The sequence below is a fragment of the Lunatibacter salilacus genome, from assembly GCF_009797935.1.
Taxonomy (GTDB): Bacteria; Bacteroidota; Bacteroidia; order Cytophagales; family Cyclobacteriaceae; genus Lunatibacter; species Lunatibacter salilacus.
On sequence record NZ_VOLC01000001.1, the window covers coordinates 606,117 to 630,885 of the forward strand.

Consider the following 24,769-nt stretch of genomic DNA (forward strand, 5'->3'; position numbering starts at 1 on the left):
TAAGTGCGAATACATAAATATGAATTTTCTAATGACTGAAGGCGACATCAATAACTATTTTCTAAAAATTCCGTGTATAAAAGGCAAATATTAGCTTGTAGAACCTCTCCCTCAATCCAAATAAAACCCATAACTCGGAAATGGCGCCGGAACTTCTTTTTCTTTTAGTAGCTGCTTCAGATTTATTTCTATAGTCCTGCTAATGGCATTAAGCGGCACATCGGAAGGGCGGTCCTCAAAGGGGTCCTGGAGGCTGGTAGACGTTTTTTCCAAAAGTAAAAAGATGGATGAAATCAGCAGCGATAGCGGTAATTGAAAATATAGCTCCATTTCCCGGAGTGAAATGGAAAGCAGGGCTATAAACAGATAAATGATCATCATCAGGTAAAGCCGGTAGGTAATGGGAAATACAGTGTTCTTTATCCTTTCGGCCATTCCCATGGCATCGCACAACCGTGTGATGGTACTGTTAATCTGGACCTGACCGAAGGAATCCAATTGATCGCTCTCCCTGAGTTTGGCCAGATCCCTTCCCTGAAATTGCAGCAGTGCCAAGGCTTTGTTATTATGATCTCCCAATTCAGCGATTTCAGCGGAATCAATCCACTTACTTGCCTCAGGCATGGGATCTTTTTCCCGCAATGATTTGGAAAGGGCATAGGTCCAAGCAATTTGCCTGTGGCCCATTTTTTTAATGAGATTTGGATCCCCTTTGACGGATAAAGCCTGCAGTTGTAATACCAGATTTCGGGAATCGTTGACGATACTTCCCCATATCTTCCGTGCTTCCCACCACCTGTCGTAGGATTGGTTTAACTTGAAGGAAAGCAATACGGAAATCGCCGTACCAATAAAGGCGGGTATAGCCAGTGGAATATCAGGTAATGTTTCATTATAAACCACCGTAAGAAAATAAACCAATACAGAAAACACCAATACATAAGTTAGTCGGTACTTGACGGAATTCAGAATGTATCTGTAAGGTACTTTATGGTTTATAAGCATGAATTCTATTTGATGCCAATCCTAAATGAAGCAAGATTACGGCCAATATATCTAGTTATATTGTATTTTAATTCAACCTCAGCAGACCTTGTATTAACCAATTTAACCCTCCCCAAATGAAGGATAAAGGGTCATTCCACCGTCAATATAAAGGGTTGCGCCAGTTACGTAATCCGCTTCATCGGAGACTAGCCAACTTACGGCCTTGCCGATTTCTTCGGGTTTTCCAATCCGCCCGTAGGGAATTTTTGCGAGCATCTGCTTGACTTCTTCCTCGCTATCCCGCTGATCCTCGTTAATGGGAGTTTTAATAGCTCCCGGTGAAATGCTGTTTACCCGAATTTTGTGGGGCGCCAATTCCTGCGCCACGGATTGCATTAACATTTTTGTTGCTCCTTTGCTAGTGGCGTAATTTACTCTGCCGGACCAGGGGATCCTATCATGTACGGAACTTATAAATACAATTTTCCCTGCTGCTTTTGAAATAGCCTCATCCAATTTTTGTGAAACAAATGCTTTTGCGGCAGCATTGGCCGACATAAAAGCTCCATAAAGGTTCGTTTTTATCACGGCATCCCAATCTTCATAGGACATTTCCAGAAAGGGGCTGTCTTTCTGTATTCCTGCATTGCTTACTAAAATGTGGAGATCACCAAAGGCTTCTTTGGTTTGATCAAAAAGACGTTTGACGTCTTGTTGCTTGCCAATATCTCCATTTACAAGTATGCAATGGCCATTCACTGCTTCTATTTGCGATTGGGTCTCCTTGGCTCCATTTTCATCCGAATAATAATTCACCGCAATATTCGCTCCGTCCGCTGCCAATGCGACGGCAATAGCCTGGCCAATGCCGGAACTGGCTCCCGTTACAATAGCCGTTTGTCTATGCAGTTTTCCTTTTTTATTATTTTTCATTGAAAAATTAATTCAATTAACATACCAACAATATTCCACTACAAATGCTTAATCATCATATTCCTATATGCGATCCGCATGGGGGGTCCAACATGCACCTGCACGCCCAATAATCCAGAGAGCTTTCTATGCTCATTGTCATTGTCGGTAACATCACTCATCAAATTCCCATTGACATAATGCCGCATGCGATTTCCTTGGACAATAATATGTACCTGATTCCATACGTTTGGCTTTATTTGGGCTTTAAATTCATCGATATCTCCTGTTTCTCCCGTTACTTTTGCCGGCTTCCATTGGTTTTGGGAAATGTTTTCACTGAGCGCCTTTCCAGCTTCCGGCACCCTTGCCAATACCACTATTTTCCCGGTATTGGCAAGGGTGGTTCGCTTTCTTTCCTCATAATTCATCCCCGTATACCTGTTTTTCCCATCAATATCACACTGATATCCCGCCAATGCGAAGGGAACTCCGGCAACTTCCTCACTTCTGTAATTTATCCCGCTATTGCCGTCTTCAGTAATCATATATTCCGCCTTAAATTCAAAATCTTCTGTAATCCCACCCCTCCAAATGATAAAGGTATTACGCTTTAACAGCGTAGATGGCGTTACCTCTCCTACCAACGTTCCATTTTCCACCCTCCAATAGGCAGGATCACCTTCCCAGGCATTGAGGGATTGGCCGTCAAAAATTGGCTCAAACCCGTCCATGGAATTAGACGGCTGTTTGGAGCTCTGACAGGAGGAAACAGTCAGAAAAAATAAAACAAGTAAGCTATAATGGTTCTTTTGAGTTAATTTTCTTAAGGTCATGTTAAAGGAGATAGTGGGGTAGAATTTGCCTATATTGTTGAATGTTACGGTTCAAGACTTGTTCACAATAGGTCTCGATTTTCAGAGGTTTTGTTTGTTTGATTTCCATAAGCATTCCTGTATCATTAGCCGTAAAGTGCGAAAAGTTTAATGAATAAACAAACATTGGGTACCGATACTATTCATAGACATTCTTTTGGGCAAAAAAAAGCCCGGATCTAGAGAGTCCGGGTTTTATCAAATCTATTACTCTAATCAAACATCTTATGTAAAAGGGGTGGTTTAGCAACTTTAAATAGAAAACATTAAAAATTGAATCTGGCTGAGAGGAGCACTATCCGTGTTTCCCGCTTGGCATAGAATTCTTGGGAGAAGCTATTCGTCAGGGCATTTCCCGCAAATCTTCGTGTATCGAAAATATCAGTAACGCTAAGGGATAGATTTCCTTTGTCAGCAAAGAAGGAACGCTGCAAACTGGCATCAATATAATACTGGGCTCTATCTCTACCCTGGGCTTCGATTTCCGGTGAATCGTAGTTGCCCACAAGCTGAAAATTAAGAGCCAATGGCAACTTGAAATCCTGGGTGAATTTGGTATTCCATGCAAAGCCTGAATTGGTAAATTCCTCACTTATATTCGATCCGTCTACTGAGATCCGGAACGCTGTAATACTACCATTAACGGTGTACCAAGATGTAATTTCCCCTGTACCAATCCATTCGATCCCGTATGATTGTGCGGAAAGCAGGTTGTCAGGCTGTGTATAGGAAATGCCATTTTCTACGGTAGTGATCATGTCCAGCTGACCATTTACCTTGCGGTAAAATAAGTTGGTTGTCAAGCTGGACCTATTGAAGTTAGCTAAGTGACCTAGCTCGAAGGAATTGATCAGCTCCGGTTGGAGGTTGGGATTTCCCCGCCTTACACTAAGACTATCCGTAATATTCGGAAAGGGATTTAACCTCCATGCGGTAGGCCTATCTATCCTTCGGCTATAGGTAAACTTTAGTGCATGGGCATCGGTTAGGTTATAAAGTCCCTGCACACTGGGAAATAAGTTGGTATAGGTTTGTTTGTTTCTTTCGTCGGTATTGTGCAGGTAGGTATCTACCCGCGTTACTTCTCCCCTTAGCCCAAGAGCATATTCAAATTTCGGGTTTGTCCGGGAAAATACGGCATATGCTGCATGAATCTGATCTTTGTAATCAAAGCGGTTGCTTATTTGTTCGTCTCTGACAAATTCTTGTTCAGTCTCACTAAATCGGAAATATTGATAATCATTGTCAAATCTTCGAATGTTTGATTTTAGCCCAGTTTCGAATTTCCCAGATTCCAAAGGGCGGATATAGTCTGCTTGAACGACACTGATATTCCGAACCTCATCCGTATAGGCCAGCTCTCTCCCTGTCAGATTTTCCTGAATAGGATCCAGGGTCTCATTGAAAATCTCGATATTTTGCGTTTTATATTGGTTGGTATAGGAATGGCTTGCTGATGCACGTAATAGATGCCCTTTACCTTCAAAGGCCCTTTCGAATATCAGTGCATTGTCATTACTCAGATCGGTCTCATTTTCATTGTTCCTTCGAACATAATTGAAACCGTCTACATTTTCAGGCCCCCTGCTAAGTTGGGCAAAAAGGGTGTTGGTTTGCCAATCCTCGCTGTACTGAAGTACCCCTTCATAGCTCAACACGTTTTTTCCAAAGTAATAGTCCGCTCCATAATTTGCGTTATGCCCCGCATTTCGATTAGTACTGTTGGTAGTCTGTTGAAGCCTTTCATCATCTTCAAAAATCACCCTTGTGGTCCTTCTTGTTCCTACGTTTTTCCAATCCCGGTAATTATAACCCGCATAGGTGTTTAATTTGACACTTCGATGGTTGATTCGGGCACCAAGATTAGTTCTATACCGGGTGCCAAGCGTGGCTTCGGCACCACCATGCGTTCCCATATTTTGCCCCTTTTTCAAAATAATATCAATCACGCCCCCTTCGGCCTCCGCATCAAACCGGGCATTCGGATTGTTTATTATACGAATTTCCTCCACCGCACTAGCTGGAAGTTGGTCTAAGTTTTGAGTAAGTGATGAGTTTCTTCCATTGATCAGGATATTTATGCCTGTACTTCCACGCAGCGCTATACCCCCGTCTTCTGAAACAGATATTGAAGGCGTATTCCTAAGGATATCCAATAAGGTTCCCCCAATATTTGCAATGTTATTTTCTGGGGTAATTACCATCCCTTCCATGTTGGTTCGGATAGGAAGTTTGTTGGTTTCAATTACAACTTCATCGAGATTTTGACTTTCACCTTTCAAGACTAATTTTCCTAAGTTATTAGGGCCATTAACCTGTATCCCGGGGACTTCCAAGTCCGCGTATCCTATAAAAAAAGCTTTAAAGGTATATCTTCCGGGGGGAGTGTCTACGGAAAATTTTCCTGATTCATCTGTGTCTCCATAAGCTGCGGGGTTTGATTGATCGGATGAGGAAAAAAAAGCTACTTGCACAAATCCCAAGGGTTCTCCGGATTCAGAATCTTCCAAGGTGCCCGTTACAGGGAACGTTTGGGCACTTCCTTCGGAGATCATCCAAAAGGCCAACATTGTCAAAAATCCAATTGAGGTAAGCTTCATCGGGGTAGTACAGTTTATTAGTTTTCGTAACAAGTTTAGACAAACAATCTGTACCAATTTTGAAGTTGTTATCGAAAGCCTATACTTGCGGAATGAGTTTCATTTGCCGAAGTATAACTAAAAGTGAATCGATATGTTTTGCAGATCTGATTAACAATAGAAAGGCCAAGCCCCACAGATTCAGGGTGTGGGCTTTCCTTTTTAAATCGCTGAAGTAGCTCCTCCGGATTTTGTCTGAGTGGTAATCCCGAATTGTCGATTAGTAAGAGGTCCGGAGTGAGTGTCACCCTAATCCAACCTTCCTTTTGATTATGTTTAATAGCATTGCTAAGCAGGTTATGCATCATTATTTCGGCAATAAATGGGTGCATATTGACCATCACGCTAGGATCAAGGTTTGTTTCCAAGGTCAATTCACTGAGATGAATTAACTCTTCCAGCATTTCCAAGTTTTTTTGTAAAATTTCTGTAAGATTGATGGGCGTCGGTGCTTCAAATTCCTCATTTTCCAATTTGGCCAACAGACTTAGTGAGCGCACTATCCGGTGAATGCGCTCATTGTTTTGATAGGCTGAGTGAATAAGCTCAGCCTGCTCGCGGTTAATCTCTAAATTCATCAGATGCTCCAGCTTGCCTCTGACCACCGCCGCAGGCGTCTGGATTTCGTGGGAGATGTTTTCTGAAAATTCCTTGATCTGCCTATAGTCCTTTAGCAATTTCTGAGACATCCGTTCTAAAAAGTCATTAAGTTCATTAAACTCTCTAATTTGGCTTCTGTCCAAATCCAAGGGTAGATTTTTTTGAAAATTAAATTGTTGGATTTGATCCAATGTGTGGTAAAATGGCTTGAGGATCCTGTTGGAAACACCCCGAAAGAAAAAACCGATGAAAAGCAACTGAACTAGGAGAACGATCAGCATGGTATAAACAACTGTTTCAGTAATATCCTCGGTTTCCACGACCAAGTTGTAATACGATATCCTATAGTGTTTGTCCCCGATTTTATAGGATTTGCTTCCCTTGAGCTGAATCTCATTTTGGTTCATCGGATCATGATAGGCGAGGGTATCGCGAAGTGTAAGTTCTTCTTCCGGCAGAGAATAACTCAATTCAAAAATTTCCAAACGGTCACTGGTCAATCTCTCCGGTGGTGCGCCTTGGCGGATTCGATCTGCAAAGGCATCCACTTGCCTATTTAGCTCCATACCCAATTCAAAATTAATCTCTGACTCCAGTTTACGGAAAATAAAAAACCCACCTATAGCCAAAGCAAGAAGGGTTAATATCAAATACATTATGGTCAAGTGGTTCAGAAGCTTCATAGGGCATTTTCATCAAATTTGTACCCGATTCCATAAACAGTGGTCAAGTAATCCCTGCCCCCTGCGGCACATATTTTTTTTCTTAAATTTTTGATGTGTTGGTAGACAAAATCAAAATTAGCCAGATCATCTGTATAGTCTCCCCACAAGTGTTGGGCAATCGCCTGTTTGCCTAACACCCTGTTTTTGTTTGTGATAAAAAAGACAAGCAGGTCAAATTCCTTTTTCGTGAGTTCTACTGGCTTTTCGTAAATGGTAACCAACAAATTTTGGTGCTCTATAGTGATTTCGTTGAAATTCAGCTCATCCTTTCCTCCAAGTTTTGACCTTCTATAAAGTGCTTTGACTCTAGCTAGCAGCTCTGCGAGATGAAAGGGTTTCGGAAGATAATCGTCTGCTCCCAAATCCAACCCCTCCAATTTATCATCAAGGGAATCTTTTGCTGAAATTATCAGTACATTAGGGCGTGGATTAAGATTGTTTATGACCTGTAAAATGGTGAGTCCGTTTCCGTCTGGAAGCATAAGGTCAAGTAATATGCAGTCATAGGCATACCCCAACAATTTATCTTCTGCTTCATAGAGTGTTTGGGCTGTTTCACAGCGAATACCTTCGTTAGAGAGATAACGCAATATATTTTGCATCAATTCCGCATTATCCTCAATCAGTAATATTTTCATAGGTTTCGTTGGGCAAAGCAATGAAAAGTGATCAGTAATGGGTGAAAGGTAATCAAAAGTTTTGAAGCAATTCTGAATTCGATGTTTCGGTTGACGAGAACATGTCATGGTTCATTTTTCCGAGTACAGGCATCAATGTATTGGATAGCCATTTCACTTGCCAATTTCTGATTTTTATCCGGGTATTTCCGAAAAGTCCTAATTATTGCTCCATTTGTCTTCGTCTTTTAGGCGGATAAATCGGACCTTTGCCTAGGTTTACAGAAGAAAGGTTAATGTAGAAACCAGTAGATTACTACAAATTAGTAGCGCATTTCTTGCTATAGCGTATTGTATAAAAAATTCCCATTTGAAGAGTAATGACGGAACCACAAAAAATGCCCATGTTGAAAGCTATGGCGTTGTGCAAATGTCCGATTTGTACGCAAGGTGACATGTTCAAAACACCTGCCACAAACCTGAAGCATTTCAACGAATTGAAGACATCCTGTGAGGTGTGTGGATTTATGTTTATGCCGGAGCCCGGTTTTTATCAGATTTCACTTTTCTTTACCTATGCAGTCGGAGTTGCTATTTTTATCGTGTTTTGGGCGGCTACTTATTGGCTACTAAATGATCCACCGCTTTGGATTTATTATTGGTCCATCTCAATCCCTGCCGTTATCTCAGCCCCGTGGAATCTGCGGTACTCCAAAGTTATCATGCTTTATCTATTTGGAGGGGTTTGGGATAAAGGTAACTAGTGTCCAGTTAATAATGACATATGGTTTCCCGCTGATTTGCGCTGATATATTCTGCGTAAATCCCGAAAAATCAGGTCAAGTTCTGCGGCATCCCGAAAAGTCGGAACAGGTTCTGCGGGAAATATTTGAGCAACTCACCGTTGACTTTACACTAATGGAGTTTTTTTGATTAGCTATTTGGAATTATTGCTTTTCGTTGTTTGGGGTTTCACAAGGATGGCCCTTTTCTAGGAAAGTAACAAAAGGAAGATTAATTTCGGGCAAACACCAGTCCTATGTCTCTATTTCCTTCAAAATCCCGATTGGCGCATATCGTGTTTGAATCAGACGACAAAGCATCAAAGCGATTTGACGTGGTGTTGCTGGTGCTGATACTTCTTAGTGTTTTGGTAGTTATTCTGGATTCCGTTTCCGAATATCACCAAAAATTCGGTACATTCCTGTATGCCGCTGAGTGGTTTTTCACGGCTGCATTTACTCTGGAATATTTTCTAAGAATTTGGTTAAGCAACAAAAAGATAGGGTATGTACTTAGTTTCTATGGCATTGTGGATCTGCTTGCCATATTGCCTACTTATTTTAGCCTATTTTTCTTTCAAAGTCAGTACCTTACAGTGATTCGTGCCCTTCGGTTTTTGCGCATTCTACGGATTTTAAAGCTTACCGAGCATGTCAATGAGGCCCAAATTCTAGTAAGTGCGCTAAAGCAAAGTCGTCTAAAAATTCAGATTTTTTTGGGGTCAGTATTGACAATTGTCTTGGTAATGGGTTCCTTGATGTATATCGTAGAAGGGCCAAGTAGCGGATTTTCTTCTATACCTAGATCCATGTATTGGGCTATTGTCACCCTTACTACGGTAGGGTACGGGGATATTGCTCCTGCCTCCAATATTGGACAGTTTATCGCATCCATCATCATGCTATTGGGATATGCCATTATAGCAGTTCCTACCGGCATAGTTACCTCAGAGCTTACCGCTGCCAAAAACCGAAATGAAGCAAAGCTTCGCCACAAGATCTGCCACAACTGTACGCTTCAAGATCATGCCTTGGATGCCAAATTTTGCAAATCCTGTGGGGCGCAGCTTGACGGATGAAATACTAAATCATGTTTGTAGCCAAGAAGCACTTGGACTATCTTTCTAGAAGCGTGTTGAATTCACAAACTTAAAAACATACCAAAGTCCTTAAAGCTTCCAGGTTATGTTAATGACCAGGTGATTGTTCAATTAACTGATGAAACCTGGAAGGTTTTTTTCATAAGGATCATCTGATTACAAGAAAGTACTGTGGATTTAAGTTTGCCTTAAGTGAATTAGGCTAATCAAGTGGTAAGAACCTTCTGAATTTAATTTTCCCTTAGGTGGGGATTTTTTACACAAGGTTAAAAAATCATTCTTCTCTTTTATAATCCACTATCTCCCTTCTAAACGCCAACAAGTCCTGCTTCATCAGTTCGATGTTGGATGAAAATAGGTCCAGCATGGAAGCCCTAGACCGGAGTTGTTCTTCGGTATAAGCGCCTCCGTCAGAAAGATATAAATCCAGGTCATTTTGTATTTCCAAGGAATTCCAGGTTTTCAACATTTGCTCCCGGATAGAACCTCCCTGAATAGCTACCCGCTTCTCATGAATATAATACCATACAGCCGGGGGTATAAAATTACTCCATCCCGCATCGTCATCGTAAATTTCCCGAAGCAAGTTAACTTCATGCGATACGCGGACCTTAAACACCTCTCTTTTACTGATCAGGTTGAGCGTTATTTGGGTCAGTGAGGCCCCTACACCAAGTAATTGCCTAAATGTATTGGCACCTGCTGCCCATAATACAATACCTCCAGATATTAAGCTGGCTGAGGCGTCGGTGAAAATACCCGCAATGGTTCTTCGGTTTGACACGTTGGATTCCTGCCTATCCAGGTACCAAGCTAGTTGTTGGGTCTTGTCCTCCTCGCAGGAAACAGCGGCGTTGAGGGAAGAAACCTCCAGTTCAGACAAGGTAATTTTGTTGATTATTTCCTGGTATTGAATAAAGTATTCTATACGGTTTTTTTCAATGTCATCAAAGTGAATGAGCTCCCTTAATTGTTCTTTAAGATTTAACGCATTTGCAATAACCAATGCTTTGTCGCTAAAAATCTCCTGTAGGTCTTCATCGAAATCATCCCTTTCGAATTCGTCAGGTCTGCTTGCCTCAATCCCCTCCAAAAAATTATAACAGGAACCTTGGTAGTCCTCAATTTTTTCCTCAACGACTCTTACTGACTTACAGGAAAAGTGAAGGCAAATAAAAAGGAGTAAGCTTATGCGGACAATCATAGGAAACGGATTTTCAATTAAATTAAACTAAAAAGGCCAAGGAGCAAACAAATTAATTTAAAAAGAAAAAGCCAAGTTGGACTGCCGATCTAATTTTGGGATATATTTTTAAAGTGTTTTGCTATTTTACAGTTTAGTGAATTAATTAAATATTGATAAATAAGCTGAAAAAATTGCATTTTGTTGCTAAAATCCGTATCTATACTTAGTATTTTTTTTCAATCAAAAAAGACACTTCGATGAATAGATATATCACCATTATTCTAATAGGCTTATCCATATTGATCTTTTCATTTGATAGCTCCCAAACGCGTCTCTCCGAGGATGAGAAATATATTCAAAAGGCGGACTCCGTCCTTGCTCTTATGACGCTGGGAGAAAAGATTGGACAATTAAACCTTCCGGCGGGTGGGGATATTACTACGGGTCAGGCAACAAGTACAGACCTGGGCCAAAACATCAAAGATGGCAAAACCGGCGGTTTGTTTAATCTAAAAGGAGTGGAAAAAATTCGGGAAGCGCAGCGAATAGCAGTCGAGGAAAGTCGCTTGGGTATACCCCTGATTTTCGGGATGGATGTAATTCACGGGTATGAAACCCTTTTTCCTATCCCTTTAGGCGTTTCTGCCACTTGGGATATGGATCTGATTGAAAAAACTGCCCGGATGGCTGCCAAAGAAGCCAGCGCTGATGGAATCAATTGGACCTTTTCACCTATGACCGACATCTCTCGCGACCCCCGCTGGGGCAGGGTTTCGGAAGGCAATGGTGAAGATCCTTATTTAGGTGCCAAAATAGCGGAAGCTATGGTGAAAGGCTATCAGGGCGATGACCTCTCAGATATTCATACTATTCTGGCCTGTGTCAAACACTTTGCTCTCTACGGTGCCCCCGAGGCAGGAAGGGATTACCATACCGTAGATATGAGCCGCAACCGTATGTACAATGAGTATTTTCCTCCATACAAAGCAGCTGTCGAAGCTGGCGTGGGAACGGTGATGACAGCTTTTAATGATGTGGATGGCCTCCCTGCCAGTGGGAATAGGTGGCTGATGACGGAGATGTTGCGCAATCAATGGGGATTTGACGGATTTGTGGTCACCGACTATACAGCCATCAATGAAATGATTGACCACGGTCTGGGAGACCTGCAAAATGTTTCGGCACTTGCCCTCAAGGCTGGTGTGGATATGGATATGGTGGGCGAGGGTTTTCTTACTACGTTAGAAAAATCGCTGGGAGAAGGAAAGATCACTGAGGAACAGATCGATTCCGCTTGCCGTAGGATATTGGTTGCCAAGTTTAAACTGGGCTTATTTGAAGATCCTTATAGATACTGCGATACAGAAAGAGCCACTACAGAAATATTCACGGCCGATAATCGCCGCTTTGCCCGTGAAGTGGCGGCTCAGAGTTTTGTTTTGTTAAAAAACGAAAATCAAGTGCTTCCCTTACAGAAAAATGGCACCATTGCACTTATTGGCCCATTGGCCGACAACCGTGAAAATATGGCAGGTACCTGGAGTGTTGCCGGTCGTTTTGATGAATCGGTTTCTTTAAAGGATGGGATTGAAAATGCGCTGGGAGATCAGGCAAAAATACTTCATGCCCGAGGTGCCAATATTGTAAATGATGCTGACTTGGAAGCCCGGGTAAGCATTTTCGGAAAGCCGACCCTCAGGGATGAGCGGAGCGCCGAAGAGATGATTCAGGAGGCGGTCGAAATTGCCAGTCAGGCGGATGTGATTGTAGCCGCTTTGGGTGAGGCTGCAGAGATGAGCGGGGAAGCTTCCAGTCTTAGCGATATCGAGTTTCCAGAAAGCCAGCGGGATCTCTTAAAGGCATTGAAAGAAACGGGTAAACCCATAGTTCTGGTGCTTTTTACAGGCAGACCCAGAGCCATGACTTGGGAAAATGAAAATCTGGATGCCATACTCAATGTTTGGTTTGCGGGAAGTGAGGCTGGTGATGCCATAGCCGATGTACTATTTGGTGACGTCAATCCTTCGGGCAAGCTCACCATGACCTTCCCCCAAAATACCGGACAAATTCCGATTTATTACAATCACAAAAATACCGGCCGTCCTTTAGCTGAGGGAGCCTGGTTTGAAAAATTCCGATCCAATTACCTTGATGTACCCAATGAGCCATTATATCCTTTTGGATATGGGTTAAGTTATACAACATTTAACTATGGGGGTATAAAAGTAAGCAATGAGCAAATAAAAGGTGACCAAAAACTTACAGCAAGCATAGAACTAAGCAACACGGGTAAATTTGATGGTGCAGAAGTAGTGCAGTTGTACATCCGGGATGTAGTTGCCAGCATTACCCGGCCAATGAGGGAGTTAAAGGGATTTCAAAAAGTAAATCTAAAGGCCGGAGAAACAAAGACGATCAGTTTTGAAATTTTTATCGAAGACCTCAAGTTTTACAATTACGATATAGATTATCTCTGGGAACCTGGCGAATTTGAAATTATGATCGGTGGCAACGCCAGCGAGGTGAAAGTAACGAGTATCACTTGGAATTGATATGCTATTCATCTTCCTCAACAAGCTCCACAAACACCATCCGGTAAACTTCGCTGTCGTAATTAACATACAGCCTATTAGCTTCAATTTCATAGGAAGTGGCGGTTTCCAACCCATGGCTGTACTGAATATGGTGGTTTTCCTCTGGAAAGATTACAGTACTATTCCCAAATTCCCAATAGGGTAGCTCTACTTCAAACTTAATTTCTCCCTGTTCACCAACCGAAAAACATGAGCGTAGGACTCCCTGATGTGTCCGGCTTTCCAATTTAAACTTTCCACTGCAGTTGTCTCCTTCCTCCTGCCATTTTTCCTCAATTAATTTCAAATAAAGTGGAAAATAATATTCATCCATATTTTCGTTAAAGCCACCCTGATAGTGGGTCAGGTGAGCCCATCTTGCAAAGCAGGTATAATGGTGAAAATCCCCAGTTTCCAAATGTTGAAAACCGGCAAACTCCCAGTCACCAAACAAGGGCAAATCATCCCCTACCTGACTCAAATCAAATTCACAAATGATACGATTTAAATCTTCCCTGACTTCTTCAGTTTCTTCCTTTTCTTCAACTCCTTCAATCTCTTCAGGTATAGGAGGATCTTCTGCACAAGAAAAAAGAAGTATAATTAAAATGTAAAATGTGGCATATCTGACCATGGCTGTCTCATTTTGCAGTAAGAAAACGCTTAGGCAGAATATTTAGTATGAACTTTAAGCTTATTATACCTGAATGGGCAAGTGCTTAAGATCCTTCAATATAAAAACCCAAAGCGCCAGATCGGAATCTTAGTTGCTATACCCAATTCTATTCCATCTGCTGCTGTAAAGGCATCTGGAAGGTGTTGAATTTGCCTGCATGTCTTTCCCTTTCCTCCCACTTCAAAGGTATATTTTCTATCCACCAAAAAGTCTCCCTGTTTGGGATAGGATACCTGCTGATTTACCAAAAGCTGATTCAGAATAAAGATCTCCCGCTCACTTCATTTATAAGCGTTGGTTTTGAAATAGAATGTGATCTGTTTCTTGCGCAAAACTTGAAAGCCGGAATAGTGTAGATAAAAATAGGAGGATCAAAACTTTCGTTTCACCGCCTTTTCTTTTGCATCTTTAATCGCTTGGAAGGAACCGAACTTATGTTGTTCTTCGCTGAATTCATCAACATACGGCCCGAATGGATGATCCATGGGCTTTTTGGAAATATCCGGCCAATCCCCTGAAAGATCTTTTTGGGGTCTTTCCATCGTATTGACATAAGCAGCCACATCCCAAGCTTGTTCATCTGTTAGCAGAGGCCGTTCGAAAGTTGTTCCCAAGGGCATGTTTGTTTTTACATACCCTGCAAACCGGGACAACCTGTACAATCCTGCACCATTGTTATAGCTATTGTCTCCCCAAAGAGGAGGATACGTATATCCTGTTTTATTGGCTTTCATCATTCCTTGGCCATTTTCCATATGACAGCTTTGGCAAAATTGAGCATAAACAGCCTTTCCATTAATCGGATCAGCGGCTCTGTCGAGAAGGGGGACATCATAGATACCGACACCCTTCGGTGCCTCTCCCTTTGGTACATCTTTTCCGAGCCATTCCATATACGCCGTGATTGCCTGCATCTCTTTACTGTTTATATCGAGAGCCTTTCCGTTAAGACTTCGTTCAAAGCAGTCATTAACCCTTTTGGGTATATCTTCCATTTTACCTGAGCGACCCCTAATTTTTGGATATGTCGAAAAAACGGCTGAATAGTTATTTCCCAAGGGTGCCGTTCCAGCATCCAAATGACAGTTTTGGCAGTTCATACCATTGGTTATTTTTAAAACACTACCGTTTGGCCCCAAGAATTCGGAAGTATTGACAATTAGCTCTTTGCCGTATTTGATCAAATTTGAATTGGGTTCGTGCTCCATAGTGTCCCAAGCAGGCGCACTCCACAGACCCTCCTTTGAAATTACACCCCGGTAAGTGTCCGCTGCAACAGGAATCACTTTCGTCCCAGCAGACGCGATCAGATCTGAAGTTTGCGAAGAAGTTCTATTAAACGTCATCACAATTATTCCGATAATGACTATGGTCAGTAAAGTAATGGTGACCAATAACCCTACAACCAAATTCAAGATATTAATTAATAGTTGGAAACTATCTTTCATGAAGCAAACTCTTTGACTCACAAATTTAGCTTATTCAAGAGGTAATTTGTTGTGATGAATGTCACACTATAGATTAAAATTGAATTTGGGTATAATTTCCAAAAAAATTACTATTATCCCCTTTTCGAATTTAATTGGCTTACGGAAAATCTCAACAAAGGGAGAATCGAGATGTTTACCCCATTAAGGGAAAACGATCATTTGAACAGATCAAAACTCCCTATCTCCAAATTCGCTCTTGGTAAAGTTGAGCTTTCTATTTAGTTGATTGATGCGGAAGGAAGCCGTCAGCAGGATTACATCCCGCTCGTAGATATAGTGGGTGGATGTAAAAAATCCTTCTCCACGACCGCTAATCCGCTGACGATTAGAATCCAACACGCCCATTCCAATATTTCTCCATTGCAACGCAAAGGATAGGCGGTTATCCAACAGAGATTTTTTTACCGTCATATTTGGTGAGAAAAAGCGGCTGTCTTCCCCCTGTACGGTGATGATTCGTGAAAGATAATTCAAGTTAAAGACCAAGTCCCAATCACTTCCCAAATCCAGGCTACTATTTACGTTGAAAGAATAATTCCAACTATTCCGCTGCACCAGCTGCCCTACCGCGGTTCCTTGTAAATCAAAATAATACAAGGTGCCTCCCAAAAAAACCTTCCAATTGTCCGTGGGCTCCAAGTCAGCACCAACCTCGGCGCCATAAACTTGGGAAACACCCGCATTGGTATAGACCCGCATTAGTATCGAGTCGTTATAAACCGTATTGACCCGGTTGATGGCATCTTTGACCCGCCTGTAATACGCATTGGCAAATAGTGAATGACGTTCCAAGTTTTTCACCAACCCGACTTCCACCGCATCGACCAGCTCCGGTTGCAAATTTGGATCTCCCACCTCCAGTACTTCGGAGTGCCTACGTGAAAGGAAAGGGTTCATCATAGATGTTGTGGTCCGCTCAATGCGTCTGCTATAACTTCCTTTCCAGGTTATTCCTTTTTCAGTATTGTAGTTGATGCTGAGGCTTGGAAAAAGGTTGAGCAACTGAAGATCATAGGATTGCTGCTGCCCGTAATCGTCTAGTCTTCGGTCCGTATCTTCCACTCGGACTCCTCCGGTTATTGACAAATTTTCAGCGCGGTATTGGTACTCTCCATACATGGAATGAATGGTTCGGAACAAATCCACGTCGCTGCCAAAGGCATCCAGCTCTTCAAATTCCCCTGTACCCAAGATTTTCTGTCGAAAAGCAAACTCACCTACGTGCTTGAGGTGACGGTATTGGTAACCCGTGACTAGGGTAGAGGCTTTTCCTAAAGGAAGGGAATAATCTACATTCACACGGATTCCGTCCAACGGATTATATTCATCCATGGCAAGGTAATCCAACGTATCGGCGTAATTTAATGGATTTAAATTTAGATTGCGGGTAGGCCCTGTCAGGTTGGTATGTTCATATAAGCCCGAGACGCTAAGGGTGGATTTATTTTCAAACACGGTAGTATAGTCCAGACTTCCAATAAAAAAACGGCTTTTACGCTCGCGCTCGTTCATATTGAAGTAATTCAAGGCGTCGTAAGGACTCTCCTCTCCAACAATCGTTCGTGTTTGACTATATAAAATATCCGCATAGCGGGTTTCCATACGGCTGCCGCCGTACACGGATGCGTTGATCGTGTTTTTTGGGTTAAACGTATAAGCGACTACTGCACGTCCCGAATAGTTTTCTTTTTTATAACTCCTTTCCCCTTCTGAAGGAAAAGAAGTAACAGTATTATTTACGTAAGTTTCTACCTGTCCATCCCGGAATCCCGCGACGTCGTTTCGGTTATAATCTGCACCAAGTGAAATATCCCAACGGTTTTTCCGAACATTAAAGGTAAAGTCACCTCCATGCCGCTGCGGAGACCGGGCATTGCCGTGTGTATCCAGGCTGGGAGCTCCTGCGAGAGCATTTACCAACAGATAAGTTCCATCTGTACTGCCCTTCTTTGTCACAATATTGATGATTCCTGCTTTCCCTTCAGGATCATAGCGGGCAGATGGTGTGGTGATGATTTCAATGTCTTCGATGGCATTGGCAGGCAATTGATTTAATAGGGAAGTAGCATCCGCCTGCACCGGTTTCCCGTCAATTAGAATTACAAACCCTGCACTTCCGCGGACGGAAATTTCCCCCTCTGCATTCATGGAAATGGAAGGAAGATTCTTTATCAAGTCAGAAGCCGTTCCCCCCACACTTGCCTCAAAATCGGAGGCTCCATACACTTGTCGGTCTATTTTATGCCTAACGGCAAGTTTGTCCGCAGCAACGACCACTTCTCCAAGTGCCTGTTCACCCGACTCTAAGGATATTGTTCCCAGAGCGAGCGTGGATTGTCTGACAGCTATTTCCTCCAAGATTTTTTCTTCGTAACCTATAAATCTAAGGCGTAGGTAATAATTACCCTGCTTTAGTTCCAAGATAAACTCACCATTCACATCAGTTATTCCCCCAGCCACCAAACTGGAATCTGAGGGAGAATAAGCCGCAACTGACACGTATTCCAAGCCCTCCTTTGATTCAGGATCATTTATTTTTCCGGTAATGGTGCTGGTTTGCTGTGCGAATGCAGATATGGTTACCACACATAAAAATAAAACGCTTCCCGCACTTTTCAATCCATAGCTGCCTGACATGAAGTTGGTTCCGTAGTTGTTATAGTTAGGTTTTTGCAAAGAAACAACTATCCCGTTAAGTAATCAAATTAAAAAGGATGATCGGAGAGAAATCAATGTGTGGGTCTATGCGAGAACGGGTTTCACGCGGGGATCGCAACGGTTTTTCGCAGCGTACGCAGCGAAGTAAAGATTTTTAAAAATTTCAACTGAAATGAGGTATATCTATATTAATTTACGAAATTTCTGCTTTTTGATTGTTTTAAAATTTTACACAGCGACCGTTGCGTGCTTCGTTGCGTTCGCTGCGTGAAAAAATGCGCGTGGAAGATAATTCTTAAATGGCACCGTATTTTCCGAAATTTTTGTCTACTTTAATTTTTGATATAGATCCACAAAAAATATGTACCGAAAGATTGCCCTTGCCATCGCCTTTTCGCCTAGAATTGAGGCCTTAATTGCCGAGACTAAGCGACTGAAAGATCTTCATCAGGCATCCTTGGTGCTTATCCATATTGGCAAAAAAACCCAAGAACTGGAGCAAAAATTACTTGCTATTCTAGAAAAACATGCTGTAGACCCAAAGCAAACGAAGATTATCTGGGAAGAAGGCAAGCCTGCAAAAAAAATCATACAGATTTGCAACACTGAAAATGTTGATCTATTGGTAGCAGGGGCTATGAAAAAAGAGGTGCTGTTCACATATTACCTGGGAAGTATTGCCCGAAAAATAATTCGTAAAGCGGCGTGTTCGGTTTTGGTGCTAATTGAACCTTCTGTCCAACCTGCCGCCTTTAAGAAAATAGTTATTAACGGTACCCAACAGCCACAAACCCCCTATGTTATCGGAAAAGCAGTGGATATATGCAAATTGGAGCAGGCCAAGCAGGTTTTTATTCTCAACGAAATCAAAATGTATGGCTTACAGATGGCAACCATCGGGGAGGACAGTGAGGAGGAAGCCTCAAAACAGCGTAAGAGAATGGTGAACGAGGAAATCCGCTATGTCGAGGATATTTTAAATACGATTGATCATGAAGGATTAAAAATTAATATTAAAGTCACCTCCGGCCGCTGGGCTCATGAATTGGCCAAGTTTTCTGAAAGCATCCACGCAGATTTGTTGATTTTGGGAGGGCACGAAAACCTCACCTTTTTTGACCGGCTTTTCCCCCATGATATCGAAGATATTCTTGGAAATCTGCCGTGTAACCTCTTGATAATAAAAAAATAGATACTCCTACATGAACGGTCTGTCCCATAACGAAGTAATCAACTTACTCCTGCAATTGGCTACGATGCTGCTGATGGCCCGGATTTTTGCCGAGGTGGCCAGAAAGCTAAAGCAGCCGGCTGTCGTGGGGGAGCTGCTTGCGGGTATACTGTTGGGTCCGACTATTCTTGGCACAATTTCTCCTGACACCTTCGAATCACTCTTTTTGAGTAATCCAGCCGCAAATTTGGCTTTGGATGGATTTGTCCAGGTAGCAGTGATCCTGTTGCTTTTTATAGCCGGATTGGAAGTGGAATTACATTTGGTTTGGTCACAGGGAAAAGCTGCCCTAAATATAAGTTTGCTGGGATTGGTCATTCCATTTGCCTTGGGGTTTGTGTTTCCTTACTATTTCCCTGATTTCTTTGGATTGGCTGAAGGAAATAGGCTCCTGTTTTCACTTTTTATGGGAACGGCAATGTCTATAACCGCCCTTCCCGTTGTAGTGAGGATTTTGATGGATCTAAACCTTTTTAAGACAAAAATGGGGATGCTTATCGTTGCATCGGCCATGGTTAACGACATCATTGGCTGGTTGATTTTTTCGGTAATCTTATCGTTTATGGGAAAATCTGGCAGCCTTTCCCTGCTCCAAACAATTGGGGTTACGCTTCTATTCACATTCTTTATGCTGACTGTCGGGAAGGCTTTAATTAACCGCTCACTTCCCTGGGTTAATAAAAAGCTAGCCTGGCCGGGAGGAGTCTTGTCACTTGCTATGGCATTTTGTTTTATTTCCGCCGCATTCACGGAGTGGTTGGGAATTCACGCAATCTTTGGTGCATTTTTGTTAGGAATAGCCTTGGGCGATAGCGAACATATGTCAGAACGGGCCAAAGAGATTGTCCATCAGTTTATCAATAACATATTTGCCCCGCTCTTTTTCGTGTCCATCGGGCTTAAGATCAACTTTGTGACCAATTTTGACCTGATGCTTACCTTGGCCGTTCTGGGTATTTCCTTCGTTGGAAAAATAGTGGGTAGCGGTTTTGGCGCATTTCGGGGAGGATTCAATCTCAAGGAGTCCTTGGCCGTTGGGTTTGGAATGAATGCTCGAGGTGCCATGGAGATCATTTTGGGTCTGATCGCCTTGGAAAATGGTCTTATTGACGAAAAGCTTTTCGTTGCCCTCGTAGTGATGGCCATTATTACCAGTATGACTTCTGGGCCTCTGATGAAATGGAGCATGAAAAAAACAAAGGATCTTCCCGATCCGGAGATTGTCTAAGCTCGATGCATTCCGTCCAAGGACTGTCTGTTATTTCCTTTTAAACAGCGCCGTGATGGTCTGTCCAATATCATCCAGACGATCAAAATTACTGACAAATGGACTGAAAATATTTCCTGCCTTGAAGTCTGATAATCCCTGTTGCATAGGATACACAAGAATATAATTATACGCTTGAAAATACCTGTTAAGGTATTTGGGTATGCTTTTCATGATTGGGTCGTAGGAAACTTCATTTTTACGACTCATAACAATAAACAATGCATCATTATCCTTCATGTCTCGGGATATAATCAAAAAGTCCTCCCACTCGGAAAACTCCCGAAACTCGATTTCAAGTGCATGGTTACGATGAACCTCCTGTACGTAATCGATTAAAGACTTGGTTCCATAAACAACCAGTTTCGCTCCAGTATTCCTTCCAATATTCCAAACCCGAAGGAGCCAGAAGGGAAAGCCAATTTCCTTTTCCGCATCCACGGGTGCAATGATAAAATATCGGCCGATTGTATTTAATGGTTGAGTGAAGCGATAAATGAGAGTGGTTACGTTGATGCGGCTAAGGATGCCTTCCGTTAAGTTACCCAAAAACGAATCTGAAAGGCCCTGCTTTTTGTGAAGCCCAAGAATGATATCAGAAATTTTTTGTTCTTTCACGACGTTTGTAATACCCTGAACGATGTTGGAATCGTAGCGGATAAGTTCGGTCAATTGATTATCCGTCGCAGAGGCAGCTATGCTAGCTTTTTCTAATAATTTTTTTGCGGCTTTTTCCAGGGTTACATCATTCGTGTCGGTAGGAATAATGTTAAGTGCTACCAGCCCATCTTTTGTTTTCTGGGATTTTATGGTAATTCCCAAGTTTATCAATTCCTCTATATTGTCTGGGTAGTTTATCGGTATGAGAATCTTTTCTCCACCTTCGGTATCAGCTGTATTCTCGGTATCGCTATCCATTTCCTCCAAGGCTATTTTTGCTCCGCCCCGCTGCGCTACAAATGAGGCAATGGTGCAGGTCACCAAAATCATCAATATTGTACCGTTCAAAACGGTTTCATCCAGTAAGCGGATAGGCTGACCGTCGGCCGTTTCCCCTAGAATTATTTCATACCCCACCAACACGGCTGCTAGAGTAGCCGCTGCTTGTGCATTACTAAGACCGAACATTACATCACGCTGGGAATTAGTAAAATTATACGTTTTCTGAGTCAGAAATGCCGCAAGGTATTTTGACCCAGTCGCTATTACAGTCATAACTATCGCCACAAAGATGGTCTGTATATCCACAAAAAAAACACGGAAATCGATTAGCATGCCCACCCCTATCAGGAAAAACGGGATAAAAAGCGCATTTCCTACAAATTCAATGCGGTTCATCAACGGGGAGGTATGGGGTATCAGCCTGTTCAAAGCAAGGCCTGCCAAGAAAGCTCCAATAATTGCCTCCACCCCAGCCGCTTCGGCCAAGAATGAAGCCAAAAACACCAACCCCAACACAAAAATATACTGGGAAATATTGTCCTCGTAATTCTTAAAAAACCACCGACCTACAAGAGGAAATACAAAAATCACTATAGAAGCAAATATCACCATGGATATCCCCAACCGTATCCAGAAATCATTGGTGATTTCACCTACAGCCATCCCTGCGATTACCGCCAACACCAAGAGGGCCAAGGTATCTGTAATCATAGTTCCTCCTACAGTGATGTTCACTGCTCTGTTCTTGGCAATTCCCAATTTACTGATAAGCGGATACGCAATCAGCGTATGCGAAGCAAACATAGAGGCCAACAGCACCGACGTCATCAAATTAAATTTAAGAATGTAAAGGCCCGCCAGTGTACCAAGTGTCATTGGTATCAAGAATGTATACAGCCCAAAAACAATACTTTTGTTTCTGTTTTTCTTGAAATCCCCCAGGTCAATTTCCAGTCCCGCCAAAAACATAATGTATAATAATCCCACCGTTCCAAAAAGGACCACGCTGCTTTCTCGTGCTAGCAAATGAAATCCATTCGGTCCAACAATGGCGCCAGCTATAATAAGTCCAATAAGCTGTGGCACCCGAATTTTATTTAACAGCAACGGAGCAAATAAGATGATAAAAAGAATGATAGAGAATTTTAGTACCGGATTTTGAAGCGGCAAAGAAAAATTCAACTCGCTGAGTAGAATCATGGTAGGACCTTATAGGGATAAATTTTTACTCAGGTTATAGGGACGTTAACAAAGATAATCAAGATAGGATTTCATTTACATTCACGTATTAGAAATTATTATTTAGTCCCTATTTACTCCTGATAATTGATCATAGAAATCGGCGCTTTGGACATCTTAAAATGAATTTTCTTCCATTTTTTAACATTCGGGGTTACCTTTGGTTAACAAGGTTGAAACTTCATATATCAGTAAAAATCGAATGAGTAAAAACAAAGCAAAGATCGGCGTATTGCTGGTTAATCTGGGAACACCGGACAGCACCGCAACCGGCGACGTAAGAAAGTACCTTCGGGAATTTTTGATGGATGGACGGGTGATTGATATTCCTTTTATTCCACGTTGGATGCTTGTAAACCTGATCATTGCGCCCTTTCGGGCTCCAAAGTCCGCCAAAGAATACCGCAAACTCTGGACAGACCGTGGTTCACCTCTGCTTTTCCACACCCAAGATCTAAAGGATAAACTAGTTTCCAAACTTGATTCATCGATTTATCACGTAGAGATGGCCATGCGTTATCAAACGCCCAGTATAGCTGATGGTTTACTGGCACTCAATAAAGCCAATGTAAAAAAAATCATCGTACTTCCTCTTTTCCCGCAATACGCCTCTGCTACTAATGGGTCGGTAATAGAAAAGGTTATGGAAGAAGCCCGAAAATGGCAGATTATCCCAAATATCACCTTTATCAATAATTTTGTAGAGCACCCCGTTTTCCTTGAGGCCTGGGCAGAACTGGGCCGAGATATGATGGAAAAGGAGGATTATGACGTTTACTTGTTCTCTTACCACGGCCTTCCCGAGCGCCAAATCAAAAAAGGTTCAGTAGATGGGTATTGCCAGCTAAGTGATAAATGTTGTGCCAACTATACCAAGAAAAATCAGTTTTGCTACCGGGCACAGTGTTTTTTAACTACCCGATTAATCGCTGAAAAACTGGCTCTACCTGCCGAAAAAATACAAACCTGCTTCCAATCCCGCTTGGGAAATGACCCCTGGATCAAGCCCTATACCGAGGAGGTCATTAAAGAGCTGGCGGGAAAAGGCGTCAAAAAAGTGCTGGTCTTCTCACCTGCCTTTGTGGCGGACTGCCTGGAAACCACTGTGGAAGTAGGTGAAGAGTATAAAGAGCAGTTTATTGAGCAGGGCGGAGAGGCCTGGAATTTGGTCCCCAGCCTGAACTCACGGGATACGTGGGTGGAATGTGTGAAGGAGATGGTGGAGAGGGAACGAAATATGGTGGAAATCGGAGCGAAGCGTAGACCCTGAGGAGCGTAGCGGTTCAAGGTATTGTTGAAATATGGCCTACGGCCGAAATATCGGGAAATGATATTTGTTGATATTGGATATTCGTTGATACTGGATATTGGTATTAGAAATATGGTGGAAATCGGAGCGAAGCGCAGACCCTGAGGAGTGTAGCGGTTCAGGGTATTGTTGAAATATGGCCTTGCGGCCGAAATATTGAAAGTTTGATATTCATTGATATTAGATATTGATGGATATTAGCGTGGAAATATAGTGGAAATCGGAGCGAAGCGTAGACCCTGAGGAGCGTAGCGGTTCAGGGTATGGACTATGGCTGAAATAGGGTTAATTTGATATTTGTAGATATTCGTTGATATTGGATATTAGTAGATATTATTGGTTTTAGAAATAATTAAAACCTGCCTGCCGACTAGACAGGTATGGCCTACGACCAAAATAGGGTTTATTTGATGTTTTTAATAAGATAACTTTAATTGACTTCAAAATGAATTTCAAATTGTTCGTCAATCGATATCGGGTTTTCTTGGTAAACGCATGCGAAAGGAGAATCGCTACAATTTACAACGAAAGATATTTTCTTGGTGACACGGTATTTCAGATATATTAAAAATGGTTACAAATGGAGAAGGATTGCAAATATTGAACTGTTTACGAGGATAGCCACCAATTCTATATTGAAAATAAAAAGAATTTCCGGCAAGAATAAACGCTTCAAGTTCACTTCTATCAGCCACTTGAGAAAGAAAAACCGTATCTACGCTAGCGACTACGGAATTTGAATAGGTCTCGGAATCAAACATCCCCTCCCAATCTATCGCAATATCACTTTCGCCCATTCAACCAGAGAGCTCACAGGAGCCAATAATTTTGATAAAAAAAATTCTTCACCAAATAATTTCCTCATTAATCACCTCCTACTCGGGCTCAATAAACCGAATGGGGTTTAACCTCTAAATTGCTAGGGGGCAACCCCTGGATTAATAGTGATATATTTTTAGGT

Annotated in this window: 18 protein-coding genes; 6 read left to right on the top strand and 12 right to left on the bottom strand. The window is 42.2% G+C overall.

All coding sequences use genetic code 11. The features are described from left to right. Positions 1-111: 111 nt before the first annotated feature. The 6 genes from FQ608_RS02435 to FQ608_RS02460 form a co-directional block, all read right to left on the bottom strand. The gene (locus FQ608_RS02435) at positions 112-1,005 is read right to left on the bottom strand and encodes a bestrophin family protein (protein ID WP_158856195.1); all 894 of its coding nucleotides are present in this window, start codon (positions 1,003-1,005) and stop codon (positions 112-114) included. A 102-nt stretch (positions 1,006-1,107) separates the two neighbouring features. Then, on the bottom strand, positions 1,108-1,920 hold the full coding sequence (locus FQ608_RS02440) for a glucose 1-dehydrogenase (protein ID WP_158856196.1): 813 nt from the start codon (positions 1,918-1,920) through the stop codon (positions 1,108-1,110). A gap of 38 nt (positions 1,921-1,958) precedes the next feature. Further along, positions 1,959-2,735, bottom strand: a complete 777-nt coding sequence (locus FQ608_RS02445) for a 3-keto-disaccharide hydrolase (protein WP_158856197.1) — start codon at positions 2,733-2,735, stop codon at positions 1,959-1,961. 305 nt (positions 2,736-3,040) lie between these two features. Continuing rightward, positions 3,041-5,374 carry an outer membrane beta-barrel family protein gene (locus tag FQ608_RS02450; RefSeq protein WP_158856198.1) on the bottom strand — a complete coding sequence of 778 codons (2,334 nt, stop codon included), beginning with the start codon at positions 5,372-5,374 and terminating at the stop codon, positions 3,041-3,043. A 68-nt stretch (positions 5,375-5,442) separates the two neighbouring features. Further along, positions 5,443-6,696 carry a sensor histidine kinase gene (locus FQ608_RS02455; protein ID WP_449405372.1) on the bottom strand — a complete coding sequence of 418 codons (1,254 nt, stop codon included), beginning with the start codon at positions 6,694-6,696 and terminating at the stop codon, positions 5,443-5,445. Continuing rightward, entirely contained in the window at positions 6,693-7,376 is a 684-nt protein-coding gene (locus tag FQ608_RS02460; RefSeq protein WP_158856200.1) for a response regulator transcription factor, read from the bottom strand. The genes FQ608_RS02455 and FQ608_RS02460 overlap by 4 nt, the downstream gene beginning before the upstream one ends. Before the next feature lie 359 nt (positions 7,377-7,735). Between FQ608_RS02460 and FQ608_RS02465 the strand changes: the two genes are divergently transcribed. After that, positions 7,736-8,119: a DUF983 domain-containing protein gene (locus FQ608_RS02465; protein WP_158856201.1), complete on the top strand. Its 384-nt coding sequence runs from the start codon at positions 7,736-7,738 to the stop codon at positions 8,117-8,119. A 275-nt stretch (positions 8,120-8,394) separates the two neighbouring features. After that, positions 8,395-9,216 (top strand): ion transporter, encoded by an 822-nt coding sequence (locus tag FQ608_RS02470; RefSeq protein ID WP_158856202.1) that lies wholly within the window; start codon positions 8,395-8,397, stop codon positions 9,214-9,216. Positions 9,217-9,511: 295 nt separating this feature from the next. Here FQ608_RS02470 and FQ608_RS02475 read toward each other — a convergent pair whose 3' ends face one another. Beyond that, the gene (locus tag FQ608_RS02475; RefSeq protein WP_158856203.1) at positions 9,512-10,441 is read right to left on the bottom strand and encodes a hypothetical protein; all 930 of its coding nucleotides are present in this window, start codon (positions 10,439-10,441) and stop codon (positions 9,512-9,514) included. 239 nt (positions 10,442-10,680) lie between these two features. Between FQ608_RS02475 and bglX the strand changes: the two genes are divergently transcribed. After that, on the top strand, positions 10,681-12,975 hold the full coding sequence (gene bglX, locus FQ608_RS02480; protein ID WP_158856204.1) for a beta-glucosidase BglX: 2,295 nt from the start codon (positions 10,681-10,683) through the stop codon (positions 12,973-12,975). Positions 12,976-12,979: 4 nt separating this feature from the next. On the opposite strand, the gene FQ608_RS02485 is transcribed toward bglX, so the two are convergent. The 4 genes from FQ608_RS02485 to FQ608_RS02500 all read right to left on the bottom strand — a co-directional run bounded on the left by FQ608_RS02485 (position 12,980) and on the right by FQ608_RS02500 (position 17,838). Next, positions 12,980-13,630, bottom strand: coding sequence for a hypothetical protein (locus FQ608_RS02485; RefSeq protein ID WP_158856205.1), 651 nt, complete (start codon positions 13,628-13,630; stop codon positions 12,980-12,982). A gap of 95 nt (positions 13,631-13,725) precedes the next feature. Continuing rightward, a complete protein-coding gene (locus FQ608_RS02490; protein ID WP_158856206.1) occupies positions 13,726-13,920 on the bottom strand; it encodes a hypothetical protein in 195 nt (64 codons plus the stop codon). Positions 13,921-14,043: 123 nt separating this feature from the next. Continuing rightward, positions 14,044-15,120, bottom strand: coding sequence for a c-type cytochrome (locus FQ608_RS02495; protein ID WP_158856207.1), 1,077 nt, complete (start codon positions 15,118-15,120; stop codon positions 14,044-14,046). Between the two features lie 210 nt (positions 15,121-15,330). Next, complete coding sequence (locus tag FQ608_RS02500; protein ID WP_158856208.1) at positions 15,331-17,838, bottom strand: TonB-dependent receptor domain-containing protein; 2,508 nt, start codon at positions 17,836-17,838, stop codon at positions 15,331-15,333. Between the two features lie 343 nt (positions 17,839-18,181). On the opposite strand from FQ608_RS02500, the gene FQ608_RS02505 reads away from it, so the two are divergent. Beyond that, complete coding sequence (locus FQ608_RS02505; RefSeq protein ID WP_158856209.1) at positions 18,182-19,012, top strand: universal stress protein; 831 nt, start codon at positions 18,182-18,184, stop codon at positions 19,010-19,012. A 10-nt stretch (positions 19,013-19,022) separates the two neighbouring features. Further along, positions 19,023-20,279 (top strand): cation:proton antiporter, encoded by a 1,257-nt coding sequence (locus FQ608_RS02510; protein WP_158856210.1) that lies wholly within the window; start codon positions 19,023-19,025, stop codon positions 20,277-20,279. A gap of 30 nt (positions 20,280-20,309) precedes the next feature. Here FQ608_RS02510 and FQ608_RS02515 read toward each other — a convergent pair whose 3' ends face one another. Next, complete coding sequence (locus FQ608_RS02515) at positions 20,310-22,460, bottom strand: cation:proton antiporter (protein ID WP_158856211.1); 2,151 nt, start codon at positions 22,458-22,460, stop codon at positions 20,310-20,312. 241 nt (positions 22,461-22,701) lie between these two features. On the opposite strand from FQ608_RS02515, the gene hemH reads away from it, so the two are divergent. Beyond that, entirely contained in the window at positions 22,702-23,769 is a 1,068-nt protein-coding gene (gene hemH, locus FQ608_RS02520; RefSeq protein ID WP_158856212.1) for a ferrochelatase, read from the top strand. Positions 23,770-24,769: the final 1,000 nt, after the last annotated feature.